Annotated in this window: 23 protein-coding genes and 1 tRNA gene; 3 read left to right on the top strand and 21 right to left on the bottom strand. The window is 31.0% G+C overall.

Annotated features, from left to right (window positions below):
* From GQR95_RS05565 to hutH, 16 genes are read right to left on the bottom strand one after another with little or no spacing between them, the layout of a single operon-like run.
* On the bottom strand, positions 1-633 hold the full coding sequence (locus GQR95_RS05565; RefSeq protein WP_159022223.1) for a hypothetical protein: 633 nt from the start codon (positions 631-633) through the stop codon (positions 1-3).
* Positions 611-1237, bottom strand: a complete 627-nt coding sequence (locus tag GQR95_RS05560) for an outer membrane lipoprotein carrier protein LolA (protein WP_159022222.1) — start codon at positions 1235-1237, stop codon at positions 611-613. Before GQR95_RS05560 ends, GQR95_RS05565 begins: the two co-directional genes overlap by 23 nt.
* Positions 1230-2006, bottom strand: a complete 777-nt coding sequence (locus tag GQR95_RS05555) for a polysaccharide deacetylase family protein (protein WP_159022221.1) — start codon at positions 2004-2006, stop codon at positions 1230-1232. The genes GQR95_RS05560 and GQR95_RS05555 overlap by 8 nt, the downstream gene beginning before the upstream one ends.
* A complete protein-coding gene (locus GQR95_RS05550; protein ID WP_159022220.1) occupies positions 2000-3028 on the bottom strand; it encodes a beta-ketoacyl synthase chain length factor in 1029 nt (342 codons plus the stop codon). Before GQR95_RS05550 ends, GQR95_RS05555 begins: the two co-directional genes overlap by 7 nt.
* The gene (locus tag GQR95_RS05545) at positions 3028-4221 is read right to left on the bottom strand and encodes a beta-ketoacyl synthase (RefSeq protein ID WP_159022219.1); all 1194 of its coding nucleotides are present in this window, start codon (positions 4219-4221) and stop codon (positions 3028-3030) included. The genes GQR95_RS05550 and GQR95_RS05545 overlap by 1 nt, the downstream gene beginning before the upstream one ends.
* Position 4222: 1 nt before the next feature.
* Entirely contained in the window at positions 4223-4480 is a 258-nt protein-coding gene (locus GQR95_RS05540) for a phosphopantetheine-binding protein (protein ID WP_159022218.1), read from the bottom strand.
* The gene (locus tag GQR95_RS05535; protein WP_159022217.1) at positions 4480-5100 is read right to left on the bottom strand and encodes a 3-oxoacyl-ACP synthase; all 621 of its coding nucleotides are present in this window, start codon (positions 5098-5100) and stop codon (positions 4480-4482) included. The genes GQR95_RS05540 and GQR95_RS05535 overlap by 1 nt, the downstream gene beginning before the upstream one ends.
* Positions 5097-6191, bottom strand: coding sequence for a methyltransferase (locus GQR95_RS05530; protein ID WP_159022216.1), 1095 nt, complete (start codon positions 6189-6191; stop codon positions 5097-5099). The genes GQR95_RS05535 and GQR95_RS05530 overlap by 4 nt, the downstream gene beginning before the upstream one ends.
* Positions 6188-7318 (bottom strand): beta-ketoacyl synthase N-terminal-like domain-containing protein, encoded by a 1131-nt coding sequence (locus tag GQR95_RS05525; protein ID WP_159022215.1) that lies wholly within the window; start codon positions 7316-7318, stop codon positions 6188-6190. Before GQR95_RS05525 ends, GQR95_RS05530 begins: the two co-directional genes overlap by 4 nt.
* Positions 7319-7324: 6 nt before the next feature.
* Positions 7325-7771, bottom strand: coding sequence for a thioesterase family protein (locus tag GQR95_RS05520; RefSeq protein WP_159022214.1), 447 nt, complete (start codon positions 7769-7771; stop codon positions 7325-7327).
* Between the two features lie 6 nt (positions 7772-7777).
* Positions 7778-8215: a hypothetical protein gene (locus GQR95_RS05515; protein WP_159022213.1), complete on the bottom strand. Its 438-nt coding sequence runs from the start codon at positions 8213-8215 to the stop codon at positions 7778-7780.
* Between the two features lies 1 nt (position 8216).
* Positions 8217-9107 carry a lipid A biosynthesis acyltransferase gene (locus GQR95_RS05510; protein WP_159022212.1) on the bottom strand — a complete coding sequence of 297 codons (891 nt, stop codon included), beginning with the start codon at positions 9105-9107 and terminating at the stop codon, positions 8217-8219.
* Positions 9108-9113: 6 nt separating this feature from the next.
* On the bottom strand, positions 9114-9356 hold the full coding sequence (locus GQR95_RS05505; protein ID WP_159022211.1) for an acyl carrier protein: 243 nt from the start codon (positions 9354-9356) through the stop codon (positions 9114-9116).
* A 6-nt stretch (positions 9357-9362) separates the two neighbouring features.
* Positions 9363-10580, bottom strand: coding sequence for a beta-ketoacyl synthase (locus GQR95_RS05500; RefSeq protein ID WP_199269643.1), 1218 nt, complete (start codon positions 10578-10580; stop codon positions 9363-9365).
* Between the two features lie 11 nt (positions 10581-10591).
* Entirely contained in the window at positions 10592-11344 is a 753-nt protein-coding gene (fabG, locus tag GQR95_RS05495; protein WP_159022209.1) for a 3-oxoacyl-ACP reductase FabG, read from the bottom strand.
* Positions 11345-11388: 44 nt separating this feature from the next.
* The gene (hutH, locus tag GQR95_RS05490; protein WP_159022208.1) at positions 11389-12924 is read right to left on the bottom strand and encodes a histidine ammonia-lyase; all 1536 of its coding nucleotides are present in this window, start codon (positions 12922-12924) and stop codon (positions 11389-11391) included.
* Positions 12925-13032: 108 nt separating this feature from the next.
* Here hutH and GQR95_RS05485 point away from each other — a divergent pair, with 108 nt between their 5' ends.
* Complete coding sequence (locus GQR95_RS05485) at positions 13033-14268, top strand: NAD(P)/FAD-dependent oxidoreductase (protein WP_159022207.1); 1236 nt, start codon at positions 13033-13035, stop codon at positions 14266-14268.
* 55 nt (positions 14269-14323) lie between these two features.
* On the opposite strand, the gene GQR95_RS05480 is transcribed toward GQR95_RS05485, so the two are convergent.
* The 4 genes from GQR95_RS05480 to GQR95_RS05465 all read right to left on the bottom strand — a co-directional run bounded on the left by GQR95_RS05480 (position 14324) and on the right by GQR95_RS05465 (position 16327).
* A complete protein-coding gene (locus tag GQR95_RS05480) occupies positions 14324-14839 on the bottom strand; it encodes a hypothetical protein (protein ID WP_233266009.1) in 516 nt (171 codons plus the stop codon).
* 520 nt (positions 14840-15359) lie between these two features.
* A complete protein-coding gene (locus tag GQR95_RS05475) occupies positions 15360-15581 on the bottom strand; it encodes a BfmA/BtgA family mobilization protein (RefSeq protein ID WP_159022205.1) in 222 nt (73 codons plus the stop codon).
* 10 nt (positions 15582-15591) lie between these two features.
* On the bottom strand, positions 15592-15894 hold the full coding sequence (locus tag GQR95_RS05470; protein WP_159022204.1) for an AlpA family transcriptional regulator: 303 nt from the start codon (positions 15892-15894) through the stop codon (positions 15592-15594).
* 359 nt (positions 15895-16253) lie between these two features.
* A tRNA-Ala gene (locus tag GQR95_RS05465) sits at positions 16254-16327 on the bottom strand.
* 119 nt (positions 16328-16446) lie between these two features.
* Between GQR95_RS05465 and GQR95_RS05460 the strand changes: the two genes are divergently transcribed.
* Positions 16447-17772 carry an MATE family efflux transporter gene (locus GQR95_RS05460; RefSeq protein ID WP_159022203.1) on the top strand — a complete coding sequence of 442 codons (1326 nt, stop codon included), beginning with the start codon at positions 16447-16449 and terminating at the stop codon, positions 17770-17772.
* 331 nt (positions 17773-18103) lie between these two features.
* Positions 18104-18274, top strand: a complete 171-nt coding sequence (locus GQR95_RS16585) for a hypothetical protein (RefSeq protein WP_199269642.1) — start codon at positions 18104-18106, stop codon at positions 18272-18274.
* Positions 18275-18376: 102 nt separating this feature from the next.
* On the opposite strand, the gene GQR95_RS05455 is transcribed toward GQR95_RS16585, so the two are convergent.
* The gene (locus GQR95_RS05455; protein WP_159022202.1) at positions 18377-19018 is read right to left on the bottom strand and encodes a 2OG-Fe(II) oxygenase; all 642 of its coding nucleotides are present in this window, start codon (positions 19016-19018) and stop codon (positions 18377-18379) included.
* Between the last annotated feature and the right edge of the window lie 13 nt (positions 19019-19031).

Genomic DNA, 19031 nt, shown 5'->3' with positions numbered 1-19031 from the left:
TTATTCTTGTGAATTTAAATAGCTTAAATTAATTTCTATAGGAGCTGTTAGATGTTGAATGTTAATGTTTTCAGCAATAGACTTTTTAATATTAGAAAAGGATAAGATAACTTTTTCTTTTGAATGATTTGTATTTGTAATTTGTGTAAGTTGCTTTGTTTGCTGATTAACTATGTAATGATTAAATCGTTTTTCTGCTTTAGATTGAAAAATAAGATGTCCTTCATCATCAGTAAAAGCTTTATTAATTTTATTGTGCTCTTGAGTTAACGTTTGAAAATCTCTTTTAAGCGTGTTAATTATAATTTTTCGATCTAATTCTTTCATAATAAAATGTGTTTTCATTTCATTATTAATCAATTTAAAATCAAATATTTTATTTCCAAAATTGGTGGTAAACACAATACGATGATTGTTTTCTTTAATTTTTTTGATAATTAAAATACCACCAAAATCATTATTATAAGCTTTGATTTTAGTTTTATACACATAATCTATATCTGCATTTGAAAAATATGGATTTGAAAATTCTGTAACCTCAGCATCATATTCCGAAAGCCCTTTTACTGTAGAAATTGCACAAGAGGAGAAAAGACAAAGAATAAATAGATTAATTATTAAAAACCGCTTCATCTAAAGTTGTGTTTCTTGTTTTATTCTTAAAAATAATTTTTGTGTAATCTTCTGAGGGTTCAATCATTTTTACCTCTACAACATCGCTTGTCTTTATATCGAACTTCAATTCGAATTTAGCAATGAATTGAAGCATGGTTTCATCCTTTGGAATAAATTTCACTAAATAAAATTCATCAACTTTAAAATAAGAAATTTCAAAGGCATTGTCATCAAACATATTTCCTTTTACACTATTTGTAATAAGGCTGTTTAGACCTTTAAACATTTTGTTAGAGCCAATGTCAATTTTACTCTTATCTCCTTCGTCATCAATAAATAGTTTGTCATCTTTAAAAATAACACTGTATTTATAAGGCGATGTGTATTCCCATTTTACCAATCCAGGAACTTTAAAAGCAAGCTTTCCTTTTGTTTCAACATCATTACTTAAAAAGCTAAGATGCTTATATTGTATAAAATCACTAACAATGGTTTGGGTATTGCTATCTAGTTTTTCTACCGCTGATTTAAAAGTGTTTATTTCTTCTGTTGTAAGTGACTTTTGAGCACTAGCAATCTGAATTCCGATACCTAAAAAAAGAAAAAAGTAAATATTACGCATAAGCTTCTATATTAAATAAGGTGTCTATTGTTACGGATTGATAATTGTTCTCTTGCAAAAATAACAACAATTGTTCCAAAACTCGCACTGTGATTTCTTGTGAATCGTGCAATAAGATAACAGCACCAGGATTGATGTTTTTAGTAATTTGGTTAAAGATATCTTCTTCGTCTTTTTTTATCGTATCTAAAGACCGAATATTCCAGCCTATAACATGGTGTTTGGTGTGTTTTAGGGCTTTAGTTATGGCGGGATTTGTAACGCCATATGGTGGACGAAACAATTTCATTTTTTTATTTATAATCGAATAAATAATTTCATTCGTGTTTTTAATTTCAGCAATTACATTTTGTTTATTGTAGAAATCAAAAAAATCGGAATGCGTATAGGTGTGATTTCCAATAGTGTGACCTTTTTTTATGATTTGTTGTACCAATTCAGGCTGTTGTTCGGCATGTTTACCAATACAGAAAAAAGTAGCTTTTGCATGATGTGCTTTTAGTAACTCTAGAATTTGTGGCGTAAATTCTGCATTTGGACCATCATCAAAAGTAATGGCAACTTGATTTTTTGTGTGATTTTTTTTTGAATTGAAGGCTTTTAAATGATAGTTCCAACCGATATAAAAACTACCAATACTTGTTAGCGTAAGCCATGCTAAAAAGAGAACTATAAAAAAGGAAATAGATATGTTGAAAAACTGACTAAATAGTAGTGAGCCAAGAAAAAGAATGAATGTTAGAACATTTATATTTTTGAAGTTTAACATGAGCTTAGTAAGGTAAAACTATGTTGTTGTCCTTTAAGTTGGTTGTAAAGCAGTACATTTTTGTAGCTAGATTTATCTATAGAATTAAGCTTTAAAGCATCAGGGATATATTGTTGCTTAATAATGATTGTTGCTGCCCAAAAGCCAAATGCCGAAGCTGTAAAAAACTCACCACAAAGATGTTTGTAATGTAGTTGTGGTGTATCTTTAAATATAGAATCTTGAAGTGATTGATATAAAATATCAAAAGCATCTCCGTTTTTCCCGAGGATTATAGCATCAATATCTTCAGGTATTAAATGATTTTCTTTTAAGAAAGCTTCTACTTTAGTTTGAATAGTTTCTGTTGTGGCTTTATTAAAAATCTTAAGCCCTTTAAGAACACAGAAACTGTTATTTTGCTTTAAAGATGATAGGGTAAAAAAGTGAGCACCTTCTCCAAAAGGTGTTAGTATGGGTTGTTCTTCTGCTGCTTCTGCAAGAATAATGTCGTTAATAAGAAATTTACCTAATTCGTCTGTGCCTCCAACTAAAATTGTGTTTGCTACATTTTCATGAAACATTAATTGAGCATCTATAACAGCAGATTCAAAAGAAGCAGCACCTTGTACATAGGTTACATTATAACCTTTGCAATTTAAAGTTAATGCAATTTGAGCACCAACTGTATTATGTGTAGATTGAATAAATGATGTTGGTGTTAAAAACTGTTCGTCGTTATCGAGTATGGTATTTAAGAATTTTTCAGAATCTTCTATACAACCAATTCCTGTTCCTGTAATAATAGCGTCGGGTATTTCTAATTCAGCTAACTCTAATGCTTTTTTTGCTGCTGCAACTCCCATTTTTACAGCAGTTGCCATTCGCCTACTAGCAATTGGGCTTATGAATTTTTTATAATTAGGATGAATAGCTTTAGCTAACTTCCCTTCAAAAGAAATTGTATTTTCTAAAAAGCTAGAATCATTTAAAGTGTCTTGTGCAGAAATTGAAACCGCACTATTTATATAACAAGGTTTCATTAGTTTTTAGAAAATATAAGTGTTGAACAATTACCACCAAATCCAAAAGAATTAGAAAGTACGTAGTTTAAGGATTTTTTAGTGACTTTGGTAACAGGAATTAGATCAAGCTCCGGAATCGCAGTTTTAAAATTTAGATTCGGAAACATTACATTATTTTGAAGTGCTAAAACAGAATAAACAGCTTCAATGGCACCTGCTGCAGCTAGCGTATGTCCTGTAAAAGCTTTTGTAGAACTGAAGTCGGGAACAAAATCTCCGTAAATACGTTTCATGGCTTTACCTTCAGATAAATCGTTATTAGGTGTTGCCGTTCCGTGTGCATTAATATAATTAACGTCTTCGGGTTTTATTTCTGCAATTTTTAGAGCTTTAGTCATTGCTAAAAAAGCACCTTCACCGTTTTCAGACGAAGCCGTTTGATGAAAAGCATCATTAGCATTACCATAACCTGCTAAATAGCCTAAAACGGTTTTGTTTTCTTGTTTTACAACAGCATCAGATTCTAATACTAAATACGCCGCTGCTTCCCCTAAATTTAAACCTTTTCTGTTCGCATCGAAAGGCGTACAATCGGTATCCGATAGAATCATTAGTGTTTTAAATCCGTTGATGGTAAATTTTGCTAAACCATCTGTTCCGCCAACAATAACGCGGTCTAGCTGCCCAGATTTTATTAATCTAGCACCTAGCATTATAGCATTTGCCGCTGATGAACACGCGGTGCTAGTGGTTGAAGTGAAATCTGTAATTCCTAAAAGTTCAGCGATTTTTTCGGTGCTATCTACCGCATGATGGCTATTAATTAACCGTCTGCTTTCTGCGTTGTAATTTTGAAAATGTTTTTCTGTCAAATCCATACCGCCAACACTTGTAGATGATATTAAACCAGTTTTAAAGGCTTCAATATCTCTAATATTGGCTTGTTTTACGGCTTGTTTAGCAGCAATACAACCTAATAAAGCAGTCCTAGAATAATTATGCTCTTCTGGTAAATTAAGCATTTTAGAAAGTTCTTCATTTGTTTGTAAAATTTCACCAACCTTAATTTCATTTTTATGTCGTGTTTCAATATTTACAATAGGTGCAATGCCTTTTTTATTATTTAAAAGTGCGTGCAAATTCTCTTCTACAGAGTTTCCTATAGAAGACATAATTCCCATTCCGGTTATAGCAACACGATTTTGCGACATATTATTTAGTACGGTGTTCTGTAATGTATTTAGCTAAAACTTCAACAGAAACAAATACAGCTTTACCTTCGTTTGGATCGGTTAATTTTATGCCATAATCTTTATCTAGCATTACAATAAGTTCTAGAGCATCTATGGAGTCTAATCCTAAACCATCTCCAAATAAAGCATCATCGTCAGCAATATCATCAACACTAAAATCTTCTAGGTTTAATTGCTCAATAATACTTTCTTTAAGTTCTTTTTTTAACGCGTCCATTAATTTTCTTTATATAATTTTTTAATAATTTCTTTTGAATAATTCTGTGATTCCTCTTCTGTGACAAGGTACATAAAAGCATCATATTTGTCATTATCTACATCTACCCAACCACATAAAACATGACTGCTTTTTTCATTTTGAATTAAACTTGAAGCATATTGTTCTAAAAGTGTTTCATTAAATTTTTCTGAAACAAAGAAAGCATTTTCACCTTTAATTTGATGTCTAATGCTAATTTCTCCAATCATAATATTGGCTAAGGTATAAACAAATACAGCAGGACTCGGAAAATAGTTATCTTTATCATTAATGGTTTCTTGATACTTTCTGTCGGTATCTAAACTTGCCGATTTATTTGAAAGTACAATGCCTACATTTCCTTTAATACTAGAATCTAGATTTAGGTCTTTAAAAAGAATTTCTGAAGCTAAAAATCCTAATTTAGATAAGTTGTCCATTTTAAAAAACTTAGAATATTCTATTCCTAAATTTTTATAACAGTTTTTAAAAAAAGACTTTAAATCGTTGGAATGGTCTTGGTAAATAACCTTACCATTTAAAGATATTTTATCGTCCTTAATTTTGCAATAGCTTAGTATGTTTAGTTTTTTACTCAATAGTTTTTACTTTTTTTACAAACTAATATGGTATGGTATTCACCAACATTTATATCGTCTGTAATATACAATCCTGCAGTTTCTATTAATTCTATAAGTTCTTTAGACTTGTACATTTTACTGTTTCCGTTCGCTAAAGCTGTAAAATAAAGGGAAGTTGCTTCTAGAACAAATTTAGCATTATCAAAACGTTGTCTGTCTGTAAATGTTTCCATGATAAGCAATTCTGTTTGCTCTCCCATAGATTTAACACAGGTTTTAAGTATTTTTAAAATCTCTTCTTTATCAAAACAATCTAAAAACTGACTCATCCAGATGGTATCTGCACCATTAGGAATTTCAGGATTTTCTTTTAACCAATCTATTTCATAAACCGAAATTCTATTTTCAAAAGCATGTTCTTTAGTATTTAAAAGCGCCATGTTTAGTTGTCCTGGTAAGTCTATTATTTTTACATGAACATTCTCATTATACTCGCAAGAACTTATTGCAAATTTTCCTGTATTACCACCAATATCAAAAATTACTTTTGGTTGCTTGGTAAAAACAACTTTTAGAGCTTCTTCAAAAACTTCATCTGAATAAAGATGATCAAATTCGAACCAAGAATTCTGTGCTTTAGGATTTAGCTCTGACAAACCTTCATATATTGTTTTCCAATTACCAAGTTCTTTTAACCCTTCTGGTTTTCCGTTTTTTATAGATTCATTTAAATGAAATAAGCCTTTATAGCAAACATCTTGTGTAAAGTTTAAATTTATATTAACCGTTTTATTATAATTAAGAAAATAACCAATCTTAGTTAGTTGGTATTTATCGCCTATATTTTTACTTACAATTTCAGAACTTTCAGCAATTTCTAACAAAACACCAATACCATAATCGCTAAGTGATAATTCTTTTGAAATTTGATGAATTGTTACACCTCCATCTTTGTCATTATCAAAAATAAAATCAAGAACACCTAACTTTTTAAGAGAAACAGTTGTTTGAAATACAAATGGTGCAAATGCTATTTTTTGTGCTTCTTGTATAGCATCAATAGCTCTTAATGGTTTCTTTTGTTCTTCTGTATTTATTCTATTTCTCATAAATTTACTTTTTTAAAAAGCACAGCTGTATTGCAACCACCAAAACCAGATGACGTTTTTAAAAAGGTATTAACCTTCGTTTTGGTTATGTTTTTAATGATGTTTAAAGGCATAGAAACACCTAATTCATCAAATCCTAATGAACTGTAAAGTCTATTATTTTTTATTGAATGCATTCCAATAATGGTTTCTAATAATCCTGATGCGCCTAACGTATGTCCGTAATACCCTTTTAAACTATTTAAAGGCACATGTTCTAATTTTGCACGATTAAAAGCGATAGCTTCCATCTCGTCATTAAAAGCTGTAGCTGTTCCATGAGCAGAAACATAATCTATATTTTGAGGTTCTAATTTTGCTTCTTTTAAAGCAGAAAGTATACTTAAATATAAGCCTTCACCAGTTCTTGAAGGTCCTGAGATATGATTGGCATCATTACAACTTCCGTCTCCTATAATTTGAATGGCTTCTTTTTCTGTGTTTATATTTGAAATAGCTACAGAAGCAGCTGCTTCACCAATACTAATTCCAGATCTATCTTTTGAAAACGGTTTACAAGGTATTTCACTTATTGCTTGAAACGATTGAAAACCAGATATCGTAAATTCTGAAACAATATCGCCGCCAACAACAAAAGCATTATCATAATATTCATTTTGAATAAATCGTTTAGCAACAGCAATGGCTAAAACACCAGAAACACATGCATTAGATACAATAATAGGTTCTGTTTTAAAACTAAAAAACTCTTTTATTTTACCTGCTAAAACAGGCAAGTAAGCACGCTCAGCATCAAAATCATTATTTAAAGCATCTATATTACCTTTTGTAGTTGCAATAATTAAAACAGTTTTGTCTGAAATTGAAAATGTAGCTTTAAAAATGGTGTTTTGTAACGACAAAATCATCATTTTCTCTAGTTTAGTATATGCCTTAGCATTACCAAATTTACTAAATGCTTTATCTAACTTTCTATTATCTATAATTGAAGCATAACAAGGCGAAGTAGCAATATTGTTATGTAAAGTAATTCCTGAGTGATCTTGAGTTATTTCAGAAACATTAGTTTCTGAAGTAAATCCTAGCGGGGAAATAATTGTATCTGCAGAGATAAAAACGTCTTTCATATTAACTTATAAAAGATTATTTTTAGTTTTCCATGCTTTAAAAAAAAGAGGAATTGTAAGTGATAAATTATTATTATCATCTACAAAGACCTGAACAGTTTCTCCTGTACAAACCGTTTTTCCTTCTGTATTTAAAATTTTATATCTAAAAATTATTTTTGCTGCAGGTGTATTTATATAAGTAGTTTCTACAGTTACAAGATCTCCATAACGTAATGGTAATTTATGCTCGCAACTCGATTTAACTATAGGGGAAACATAACCTTTAGCTTTAGACTCTAAATAACCTATACCATGTATTCTACCAAAAGCTTCTCGCCCATCTTCAAAATAATTTAAATAATAGCCATGCCAAACAATCCCTAAAGCATCCGTTTCATTAAAGCGAACTCTAATATTGTGAGATACTTTTAAATTGGTTTCTGAAGTAATATCTTTTTTTCTTGACTTCATTTAGGCTTACTTTTTTAAAACTGTTTTCATCTGGGCCGTTACAATCACTTCTCCATTTAATTTTGTTGTTCCTTTGACTAAGGTAACTCCCATAATTTCTTGTAAAATTTCAACTTCGGTTTCTAATTGCTCGTTAACCTTCGGTATTTTATTTATGGTAACTCCTTTTATAGCACCTATATAACCTTCTGGTGCTGGTATGTTTTTTATATAAAAATGATAACCAGTATAAAGCGCAACAGTTTGAGCCATATGTTCAATAAGTCCTGGTTCTGTAAAATAACCATTTTGCACGAACATATTATCTTTTAAAACTGTTAATCCAGAAACTACTTTAGATTCATTAAAAAACAACAAAGTATCTACCATAATAATTGGAGTGCGTTGTGGTATTAATTTTAAAATTATATTTTGATCGGTTATAGGTTCTTTAAGCAGGTTCATGCTAATGTTTATCGTTTAAATCGTTCCAAAAATCAAAATAATTAAACCATTGTAATGGATATTTATTCAGTATCCATTCTAAACTTTCGGTATATGTTTCTAGTAAAGCCACTTGGTCGCGTTGTTTTACTTTAGCTGTTCTAGCATAGAGGTGATAATGTTTTGTGGTTTCTTTCATCACATAAACAAAAATCACTGGAACTTTTAATCGTGACCCTAACAAGAAAGGGCCCGCAGGAAAAAAGGTTTCTTTGCCTAATAAATTATGTGATAACGATTTTGAAGATTTCACATAACGATCTCCGGTAATGCATATTATTTCATTTCGAGATAATGCTGCGTTTATTTCAAAGATATGTGATAAATCGTCTTGAATGATTATAAATTTAATTTTAGATTTATGAGTAACACTTTCTAAATAGGCTTTAATGTCTCCATGTTCAGAATCGGTAGTCAATAAACTAATAGTGACAGCTTCTTCTAATTCATTTAAAAAGTATTCGGCAATTTCAAAATTACCAACATGTGCACTAATTAATATACCTCCTTTTTTAGACTTTAAAACAGTATCAAGCTGATCAATCCCATCAAAATCATAAGTAAATTTATTTCTAAGCCCTGAAGAAATAGCTATTTTATCTATAATTGTTTGTCCAAAAACAAAATAGCTTTTATAGATGCTAATAAGGCTTTTTAATTTGGAATACTGACGTCGTTTCCTAAAGTAGCAATAAATCGACCTCGTACTGTCTTTTGCAAAAAAACAAAAATATAAAGCTACAAAAACTAACACAAAATAAGCCGTGTGTAAACCGAGGTTTTTAATACAAAATACAAATATTTTATACCCTAATACTGAGCCTCTAGACTTTCCTTGCCATTCCGTAGCCATTCAATTTTATTGAAATTTATTTTCAATAAGATCGTAAAAATCTTGAAGAGTTAATACGCCTACAAAATCTTCCCCTACTAATTTCACACCAAAACTTGATTCAATTGCAACTACTAAATCTACAAAATCTAAACTATCTAATTCCAAAGCTTCTTTTAAATTAGCTTCAGGGGTTATATTCTCAGACTCAACTTCAAACTCATCAACAAGAAAGTTGTTTATTTTTTCAATAATAACTTCTTTTTCCATCTCTGTTTACAATTTTTTTATAATTAATGCTGAATTTGTTCCTCCAAATCCAAAAGAATTTGACAAAAATACATCAATTTTTTTATCTAATGTTTTACTTACTAAATTTAATTTAGCAGCATCTTCATCAGGATTTTCTAAGTTTATATTGGGAGCAATAAATGAATTTTGCATCATGATCATAGAATAAATAACCTCACTTGCTCCAGCCATCCAACATTCGTGCCCTGTCATAGATTTTGTAGAACTTACACACGGACCATTTTCACCAAAAACATCAAAAATAGCTTTAGCTTCATTAGAATCTCCAACAAGTGTTGATGTTGCGTGAGCATTGACATAATCTATACTTCCTGTAGAAATATTTGCTTGCTGAATTGCTTTTTTCATAGCACGAGCTGGCCCATCTACATTTGGAGTAGAAATATGTTCTCCATTAGAAGAAAATCCATAACCAATAATTTCTGCTAAAATAGGCGCTCCTCGTTTAATTGCAGACTCGTAACTTTCTACTATTAAAGTTGCTCCTCCTCCACTTGGCACTAATCCATCTCTATCTTTATCGAACGGTCTAGAAGCTTTACCAGGATTCTCTCTATTAGCAGAAAACACTCCTAAACCATCAAAACTCCCCATAGCAAGTTCATTAATTTCTTGAGCTCCGCCACAAATTATACAATCTTGAAGTTCACTTTTTATAAGCTGATAAGCCATACCAATAGCATGAGATCCACTAGCACAAGCTGCACTAATAGTAAAATTAATTCCTTTCAGCTTAAATATTGTTGAAAGATTCATGGTGATAGTTGAATTCATTCCTTTAAAAATAGAACCTGAACCAACTAAAGTTGTATCTTTCTTATCTCTTATAATATCTACAGATTCAATTACAGATTTTGCAGTACTATCATTTCCATAAAGAATACCTACTTCATTCGCATCTAAATACTCCTGCGTCATTTTAGCATTCTCAAGAGCTTCTATAGTTGCCATATATGCATATGCTCCTTCTTCCCCTAAACTGATACGCTGTCTTCTGCTAAGTTGTTTTTTTAAATTTGGAGTATCTACCATACCTGTTAAACAGGACCTGTACCCATAAGACACTCTCTTATCATCAAAAACAATTCCTGAATCTCCGTTATATAATGATTTTTTTACTTCTTCTAAATTTTGTCCTATACAGGAATAAATTCCCATACCTGTTATAACAACTCTTCTCATATTCAATCTATTTAGGAGTAAATTCCACCATTTATATTAATGACTTCACCTGTAATATAAGACGCTTTTCTTGATGCTAAAAAAGAAACTAAATGTGCAACTTCTTTTGCCTCTCCAAAACGATTTACAGGTATCATTTTTTTTAATTCTTTTTCATCTAGCGCTCCTGTCATGTCTGTTTTAATAAAACCCGGTGCAACAGCATTTACCGTAATATTACGTTTAGCTATTTCTTGCGCCAGTGCTTTAGTTGCTCCTATTACTGCTCCTTTTGCTGCAGAATAGTTAGTCTGTCCTGGCGTCCCTTTTAAACCAGACAAAGAAACCAAATTAATGATTCTACCATATTTATTAACCAATAGTTTCTGAATTAAATGATTTGTAACATTAAAGAAACCATTAAGACTTGTATTAACAACAGCATTCCAATCTTCAGGTTTCATCCACATAAATAAACCATCTTTTGTAATTCCTGCATTGTTTACTATGACTTCAATAATTGAATTTTTATTATTTTCTTGCCATGCATCTAAAGACGTTTGTACCTCTTCTATATTTACAACATTAAAGGGTAATAATTCTCCTGTCCCACCCGCTTCTTTAACAGCCTCTAACGTATCTAATGCAGCTTCTTTGTTACTTTGGTAATTAATTAAAATATGATAATCTGAATCTTTTGCTAATTGTATACAAATAGATCTTCCTATACCTCTAGAGCCACCTGTTATTAAAGCGCATTTGTCTTTTTCGTTTTTCTCGCTCATTTAAGTATTGCTTTTATTTTGTTTATTTTAAAAATACCATTTTGTTAATCTATGCTATTTTCATGATTCATTAGAGATGCTTTTACCTCGTTTACGTAAGGATACATAATAATATCTTCTGTAAAAGCAGGAACTATTTTTCTAATAGCATCGTACATTCTTTTAGTTTTAGAAGACACTTTATCTTGTATCTTTAAATATTCAATTGCTTGTATTAAAGTAATTATCTCTATAGCCATTACTTCGTAAGCATTTTCAACAACCTTTTTTGTAATTACAGCTGCATTTGTTCCCATACTAACCACATCTTGATTGTCATTATTATTAGGTATACTATGCACATACATTGGGTTTGATAACATTTGATTTTCTGCAGTAGTTGAAGTTGCTGTAAATTGCACACCTTGCATACCAAAGTTTAAACCTAAAATTCCAAGATTAACAAACGCAGGTAATATATTATTAAGGTTAGGATTTAATAAATAATTAAGCTGACGTTCTGCAAGCATACTCATCTTAGTCACTACAAGTTTTAACTTATCCATCTCTAAAGACACATAATCGCCATGAAAATTTCCTCCATGATATACTTGCTGGTCTTCTACACTAATAATAGGATTATCGTTTGCAGAATTTACTTCATTAACTAAAACATTTTCCGCGTTATTTAATGTATCTAAAACAGGTCCTAATATTTGAGGCACACAACGAATGGAATAATACTCTTGAACTTTATCTTCAAAAACAGTAACATCTAGATTTTTACTATATAAAAAATCTTCACGTTTTCTTGTTAGTTTGCTATCACTTAAATGCGCTCTCATTTGTTTAGCAATCTCCTGTTGTCCTTTATGTTTTTTAGCCTCATTTAACTGAGAAGAAAAATGATCGTCGTAAGTTTCAACAATTTCATTAATTGCAGAAGCACACAAAACACTCAAATTTAATAATCGTCTTGCATTTATTGTATTTACAACTCCTATACCCGTCATTACAGATGTTCCGTTCATTAAAGCCAGACCTTCTCTTAAAACAACCGAGATTGGTTTTAAATTTTCTGTTTTAAAAACATCCTGTGTAGGCTTTAATTCGCCTTTATAAAACACCTCTCCTTCTCCTATTAAAACAAGGGCTAAATGCGCTAACTGAACCAAATCTCCACTTGCTCCTACACCTCCATGTTCATAAATTAAAGGAATAATATCTCTATTTATTAAAGCTTTCATTAATTCAATCACAGATTTGTGTACACCAGAATTTCCTAAAGAAAGCGTATTTAATCTAGCTAGCATTGCTGCTTTAACATATCGGGCAGGTAAAATCCCACCAGTACCAGACGCATGACTTCTAATTAAATTATACTGTAATTTTACACGGTCTGAATCGGCTATTTTATATTGCGCCATCGGGCCAAATCCCGTATTAACACCGTATATGGTTTTATTTTCTGAAAAATCTTTTAAAAAACTAAAACTCTCTTCTATTTTTTGATAAGCCTGCTCATCAATATCTATAATCTGACCTTTAAATAAAATTTCATAAAATTCTTTAATCCCTAAGTTCCCATTTAGTTTTAACATCAATATTGTATTCGAAATTTTTGAAATTATTATATTTAACAATTAAATATAACTAGTTATTTTAGAGTACAAATTTAAAATAATTAATTCTTTTATTCTACTAAGAACATGCATGATAAAAATATAGATATACTAATTATCGGAGCAGGACCATCTGGCTGTGTCGCAGCTTCTTACCTTAAAAACAAGGGATATTCCGTAAAAATAGTTGAAAAAAATAAATTTCCAAGATTTGTAATTGGAGAAAGCTTACTACCTAGATGCATGGATCATTTTGAAGAAGTTGGTTTATTAGATTGTTTGAAATCACAGAATTACGAAGTAAAAGACGGTGCTAGATTTATAAAAAACAATGTGATTTGTGATTTTGATTTCAGCAAAAAGCACACTAAAGGATGGAATTGGACTTGGCAAGTACCACGTGAACATTTTGACAACGTACTTACAAACGAACTTATAAATAACGGCGTAGATCTTACTTTTGAACAAGAGGTAATTGATGTTGTTTTTAACAAAGATGGATCTTCAATAACATCTATTAAAAACAAAGACAACTCAATTTACAATATATCTGCTAAATATGTTATTGATTCAAGTGGTTATGGACGTGTCTTACCTAGAATTTTAGACTTAGAAAAAACGTCAGATATAGTTAATCAATCTTCAATATTTACACACATAAAAGACATTAGACGTCCTGAAGACAGAGAAGGAACACGAATTACCTTTGATGTAATTGATACACGTACATGGTTTTGGGTTATTCCTTTTTCTAATGGAAATACAAGTATTGGTTTTGTAGGAGCAACAGAATTTATGGAATCTTTTTCAGGAACTTCCACTGAAAAACTACGTGAAATGATTAAATTATCAGATTATTTTAAAGGAAGATTTGAAAACTTAGAATTCTTATTTAACCCTATTGAAATAAAAAATTATTCTAAATCTGTAAAACAACTCTATGGTAAAGGCTATGCTCTAACCGGTAATAGTGCAGAATTTTTGGACCCAGTATTTTCTTCAGGTGTAACGTTTGCAACAGAATCGGCTTTACTTGCCGCTAAACTAATTACAAAAGAACTAAAAGGTGAAACTGTAAACTGGGAAATTGAATATTCTGATTACATAAAGAATGGAGTAGATGTTTTTGCAACCTATGTTAAAGAATGGTACACAGGAAATCTTCAAAAATTATTTTTTCATAGACCTGAAAACCCAAAAATAAAGGAACAAATATGTTCTGTTCTCGCAGGATATGTTTGGGACGAAACCAATCCCTTCGTAAAAAACCATAATAGATTAGTTAAGACAGTAGCGCATGTTATAGATATGGAAACAAAATAAAAAAAAAATTCACCCTCTAAGTTTATTTAGATAAATCTAGAGGGTAAATATTTTTTTACAATACCTTATTTATTTGTTTAGCATATACTTTTGCTAACTTCGCATAAGCTTCAGAAATACGATATCCAGAATTAAAATCATACCCCATAGCTCCATTTCCTTCTATTTTAGTAAAATCTGCAGAATATAAAACATTACTAGGATTACTTGTTTCGAAGACTGAGATTGTAGCTTCTATTTTTGAATTTTGACGCCACGCACCAACATTATAACCAGCATACATTAAAGTTGTTTTTATTAACATAGTGTATTTTTTCTCTTCGCCTTTAACCACTTTCATCTCACCTTCATCAAACCTTTTATTAAAAGATTCTATAAATTTAGGCTCATAACGATCTTCCCTATCTGCAAACCAAGATGCTTTAAAAACCTCTCCTGCTCCTTCCTCCTTCGCTTCTCTTTTTGCCATTTTTTCTTCTAAAAAATCTTCTTCAGAATCGAATTTAGGAATTTCCAAATTTTCATAATCAAATACGACAGTATACTCTTTAATATCTTTCAAATTTTTCACACTTCCTGTTTTTACTTTTGTCTTTTGTGAATATGCGAAAGAGGCACATAAACAGAATAGGATAACGGTAAAATACTTTCTCATAACAATCATTATTAGCTATAAATATTAGGTGCTAATATAATACATATGTATTGGATCGAACTCATCAAAACCGATTATAATTCAAACTCAATTTTTTATAACATTATTTAGCTTAATTAAAAACTCAACATAAGTTCTATTTTGGGCTACTCAGACACAAAGGCTGCAATACGAAAACCAGTAAAAACTCAGCTACTGAATAACTATCCTGAAATAGGAATATTTTAGCCCCCAAATCACCATAACTTATCTGCGACTGGATCCTGTGCTGTTTTTATAGTATTCTGATAGATAAACGTGAAGTAAAAACAGCATAGGGCGCATTTATGTTTTTGATTTGAAATTGGAATCATAACTATTGCTAATTTTCATTTCGTTTCAGTTTCTCTTCGAATCGAACCTTCTGTTCCATAATTGGTTTTTTAGTAGCCTCTGCTTATTCAAAAAGTGCTTGTAACATAGCAACTGCTGGCTTCGTTTGGTGTTTTTCAATGTTCTTCAAAATTGCAATTATTCCATTTATTCGTTTTTTAAAAACGTTTTCCAGATCTATTACATCAATATGTGATGTAATTTTCGTATCTTCTTTATGTGAAATTCGAAGACCACTTCTTTCATTCTCCTGAATGTTGGAAGTGTTTTTTTTGGTATCTACCATGGCCTAAGAATTAAAGTTTTGGAAAATATGTAGTCTTATTTAGCAACTCATCGAATTGCTGTTCTAGATATTCATCAGACAAGTCTGGGTTACCTAACAGCCATTCATCAATGGCATCTTTATCGAAAAACTTTTGGCGTATATGCGGATTATTCCCCATTGGGATTTGTTTTAAATGTGTAAGCTTGTAGATCTTACTTTTAGACAATCCAGTATAAACAGCCAAATCATTTACATTTAATCCTTTTTTGTCGTGCAATAAAATGTTTCTAATCGCTTCTAATAACGTAATTACTTCTGAATGAGTTTCCATATGATTTCATTTTTAAATTCGAAATCAAATTAGGAAGACACATCAAGTCAAATCATTAGACTTGGAATTTTAACATTTATACTGTTTCAATTTTAAAGAATAATTAGTGTTTTAAAGATTTTAGTGAGAATAATGTATAAAGAAAGATTTAACATCTAATTCAAGTTGTAGTTTTTAAAATTGGAATAAACGTATTCAAAAGTTTACAATTTAATCTCTAAAATCATTTTTTAAAGAAAAAAACTTACAACTATAAACTTTAAGAAAATAAATGAATAAAAATGAAACAAATTTTAAAGCGCGTGCAAATGAAAAAACAAAAAAGGGCTTCAATCTCTTGAAACCCCTATTAACACTAGTGGAGAAGATGGGGCTCGAACCCACGACCTCTTGACTGCCAGTCAAGCACTCTAGCCAACTGAGCTACATCCCCATTTTTATATTAAAACACTTTTAACACCTAATTCAAAAGACATTATAAAATTACGTTTTTTTATCACATATAGTCAAAAAATCCGACCTTCGTAACTTCTAAATTACAAAACACACCTCTTGGATACATCCATTTCTTTAAAACATATTAACAAACTCGCTGTTCCTGCTATTATCGCAGGCGTTAGTGAGCCTATACTTTCCATTACAGATACAGCTATTATTGGAAATGTAAATATAAACCCTACCGAAGCTTTGGCTGCTGTTGGTATTGTAGGAACATTTATATCTATGTTAATTTGGGTTCTTGGACAAAGCCGAAGTGCTATTTCATCAATCATTTCACAATCTGTTGGAGCAGATAAATTAGACGAGGTAAAAAACCTTCCAGCTCAAGCTATATTTTTAATTACGTCATTAAGTGTACTTATTATTCTAATCACATTTCCTTTAGCAGAATCTATTTTTAAGCTTTATAATGCCTCAGGACTCATTTTAGAATATACGCAAGACTATTATAAAATACGTGTATTTGGCTTTCCTTTTACACTTTTTACATTTGCTATTTTCGGAGCTTTTCGCGGATTACAAAACACCTATTACCCGATGATTATTGCAATTATTGGATCGGTTTCAAACATTGTTCTAGATTTTGCTTTAGTTTACGGTATACAGAATTACATACCTGCTATGCACATAAAAGGGGCCGCTTATGCTAGTGTAATTGCACAACTAATTATGGCCATTTTATCTGGTTATTATTTATACAAAAAAACCGATATCCCTTTAAAACTCACCTTACCTTTTAATAAAGAGATTAAGAATTTCTTACTCATGATTCTCAATTTATTTATTAGAACTCTAGCTTTAAATACTGCTTTATACTTTGCAAGTTCTTATGCCACAGGCTACGGAAAAAACTACATAGCTGCATACACCATTGCCATTAACATTTGGTTTTTAGGCGCCTTCTTAATAGATGGTTTTGCAAGCGCAGGAAATATTCTTTCAGGAAAATTATTTGGTGCAAAACGCCCCGATCTATTAATAAAACTAAGTAATAAACTTATTGTTTTAGGTATATTAACGGGCTTTATATTAGCAGGAATTGGCTGGTTATTTTACGAGCCTATCGGACGCATATTTACAAAACAACCCGAAGTTTTAAATGCCTTTTATAGCGTATTCTGGATTGTACTCGCCATGCAACCACTATGTGCTCTGGCTTTTATTTTCGATGGGATGTTTAAAGGTTTAGGAAAAATGAAATACTTAAGAAATGTACTTCTCACCTCAACGTTCTTGGTATTCATTCCAACCTTGCTAATATTCGATTATTACGACTATAAACTCTATGCTATTTTTATCGCTTTTACACTTTGGATGGCGGCTCGTGGAATCCCTTTAATTATAAAATTTAGACAGTTGTTTTTAGTTCATAAATAAACTCACTTTAAATCAATTCTAACAATATATTTCAAAACTGTTTATGGCCTATCGGAGACTCTATTTCAAATAGAGTTCGTCGTCATGCTGAATTTATTTCAGCATCTCATTAGAGTAAGAACATACAATAGTTAAATCTATAAGTTATATTTGTTCATTTTTTCATTCATAAAAAAACCTTCGACTACGCTCAGACAGGCCAAGCTAAAAAATCTAGGCTGTTATTAAATCTTCAAATTGGTATATTTCTAAATTAGCACATTGTTACATTAAAACAATGTTCCCCTTTCAAAAAAAGGACTAAATTTATAGCCTAAAACACAAACAGCATATGATTGCGCTAATTCAAGACCTAAACATAGAAGACAAATTAAAAAACGCACCAGATTCCAACTACGAAATTGGCGTATTTATTGGCTCTATGATACCGTTTCTTGTTTTAGTACTTTTAGCTTATCTTATGTATTATTACAACAAAAAAAATCAAGATAAAAACCCATGAATGTACTAAATTTCTTAAGCGGTAACGGCATCTTCCTTGTACTTGCTATAATACTAGTTATTATATATGTATACAATCGTAACAAAGGCAGACGCAGATAGTTTATCTCGTTTTTAACCAGCCCGTAATACTCAAACGTTTTGTTTTTACAGGTTTTACCTCGTGCTCTAAAATCTGACTTTCAAAAATAACCACACGTCCCGGAAACGGATAAATTTTTTGTTCTACCTCAACGCCATTTTCATTCGTATAAATCGCCAATTCACCACCATTTTCAGGCTTCCAAACTTCATTGTTTAAATAACACACAAACGATAATTTTCGTCTATCATCATTCTGAAAGGTGTCTAAATGGCGCTTATAAAACGTTCCTTCAGGGTAAACAGCATAATGAAACTCCTTATGTAAAATCCCTAAAAAACACGTTCTGTTTAAGTACGCAACCAATGCGTTTATCTTATTAAAAAATAAAGTCTCAGGTGGCTTAGCTGTTTGCTCGTCAATCCACATAATCACGTCTCCACGAATTGTTTTGGCTACAGTTTCATTTACACGATTACCAATAGCAGCTTTCTTAAAAGCGTCTTCTTCGTATTTTAAAAGTATAGAATCACGAAGTTGCGATACTTCATTTTCATCAAAAAAATTATCAATAATACTGTATTGCTGACTCAGAAGATCATCTATAATCTTCTCGTATAACGGATGTTCAGCAACAACCAACTCCTCAAAAAGAGCAGTCATTAAAGGAATATTC

The sequence above is a fragment of the Formosa sp. L2A11 genome, assembly GCF_009796865.1.
Taxonomy (GTDB): Bacteria; Bacteroidota; Bacteroidia; order Flavobacteriales; family Flavobacteriaceae; genus Formosa.
This window is presented reverse-complemented; position numbering and strand designations above follow the sequence as displayed.

What these genes read in the sequence shown, in the direction of transcription:
- GQR95_RS05565 (WP_159022223.1), bottom strand. Translation starts at nt 633, where the DNA reads ATGAAGCGGTTTTTAATAATTAATCTATTTATTCTTTGTCTTTTCTCC.
- GQR95_RS05560 (WP_159022222.1), bottom strand. Translation starts at nt 1,237, where the DNA reads ATGCGTAATATTTACTTTTTTCTTTTTTTAGGTATCGGAATTCAGATT.
- GQR95_RS05555 (WP_159022221.1), bottom strand. Translation starts at nt 2,006, where the DNA reads ATGTTAAACTTCAAAAATATAAATGTTCTAACATTCATTCTTTTTCTT.
- GQR95_RS05550 (WP_159022220.1), bottom strand. Translation starts at nt 3,028, where the DNA reads ATGAAACCTTGTTATATAAATAGTGCGGTTTCAATTTCTGCACAAGAC.
- GQR95_RS05545 (WP_159022219.1), bottom strand. Translation starts at nt 4,221, where the DNA reads ATGTCGCAAAATCGTGTTGCTATAACCGGAATGGGAATTATGTCTTCT.
- GQR95_RS05540 (WP_159022218.1), bottom strand. Translation starts at nt 4,480, where the DNA reads ATGGACGCGTTAAAAAAAGAACTTAAAGAAAGTATTATTGAGCAATTA.
- GQR95_RS05530 (WP_159022216.1), bottom strand. Translation starts at nt 6,191, where the DNA reads ATGAGAAATAGAATAAATACAGAAGAACAAAAGAAACCATTAAGAGCT.
- GQR95_RS05525 (WP_159022215.1), bottom strand. Translation starts at nt 7,318, where the DNA reads ATGAAAGACGTTTTTATCTCTGCAGATACAATTATTTCCCCGCTAGGA.
- GQR95_RS05520 (WP_159022214.1), bottom strand. Translation starts at nt 7,771, where the DNA reads ATGAAGTCAAGAAAAAAAGATATTACTTCAGAAACCAATTTAAAAGTA.
- GQR95_RS05515 (WP_159022213.1), bottom strand. Translation starts at nt 8,215, where the DNA reads ATGAACCTGCTTAAAGAACCTATAACCGATCAAAATATAATTTTAAAA.
- GQR95_RS05510 (WP_159022212.1), bottom strand. Translation starts at nt 9,107, where the DNA reads ATGGCTACGGAATGGCAAGGAAAGTCTAGAGGCTCAGTATTAGGGTAT.
- GQR95_RS05505 (WP_159022211.1), bottom strand. Translation starts at nt 9,356, where the DNA reads ATGGAAAAAGAAGTTATTATTGAAAAAATAAACAACTTTCTTGTTGAT.
- GQR95_RS05500 (WP_199269643.1), bottom strand. Translation starts at nt 10,580, where the DNA reads ATGAGAAGAGTTGTTATAACAGGTATGGGAATTTATTCCTGTATAGGA.
- fabG (WP_159022209.1), bottom strand. Translation starts at nt 11,344, where the DNA reads ATGAGCGAGAAAAACGAAAAAGACAAATGCGCTTTAATAACAGGTGGC.
- hutH (WP_159022208.1), bottom strand. Translation starts at nt 12,924, where the DNA reads ATGTTAAAACTAAATGGGAACTTAGGGATTAAAGAATTTTATGAAATT.
- GQR95_RS05485 (WP_159022207.1), top strand. Translation starts at nt 13,033, where the DNA reads ATGCATGATAAAAATATAGATATACTAATTATCGGAGCAGGACCATCT.
- GQR95_RS05475 (WP_159022205.1), bottom strand. Translation starts at nt 15,581, where the DNA reads ATGGTAGATACCAAAAAAAACACTTCCAACATTCAGGAGAATGAAAGA.
- GQR95_RS05470 (WP_159022204.1), bottom strand. Translation starts at nt 15,894, where the DNA reads ATGGAAACTCATTCAGAAGTAATTACGTTATTAGAAGCGATTAGAAAC.
- GQR95_RS16585 (WP_199269642.1), top strand. Translation starts at nt 18,104, where the DNA reads ATGATTGCGCTAATTCAAGACCTAAACATAGAAGACAAATTAAAAAAC.
- GQR95_RS05455 (WP_159022202.1), bottom strand. Translation starts at nt 19,018, where the DNA reads ATGACTGCTCTTTTTGAGGAGTTGGTTGTTGCTGAACATCCGTTATAC.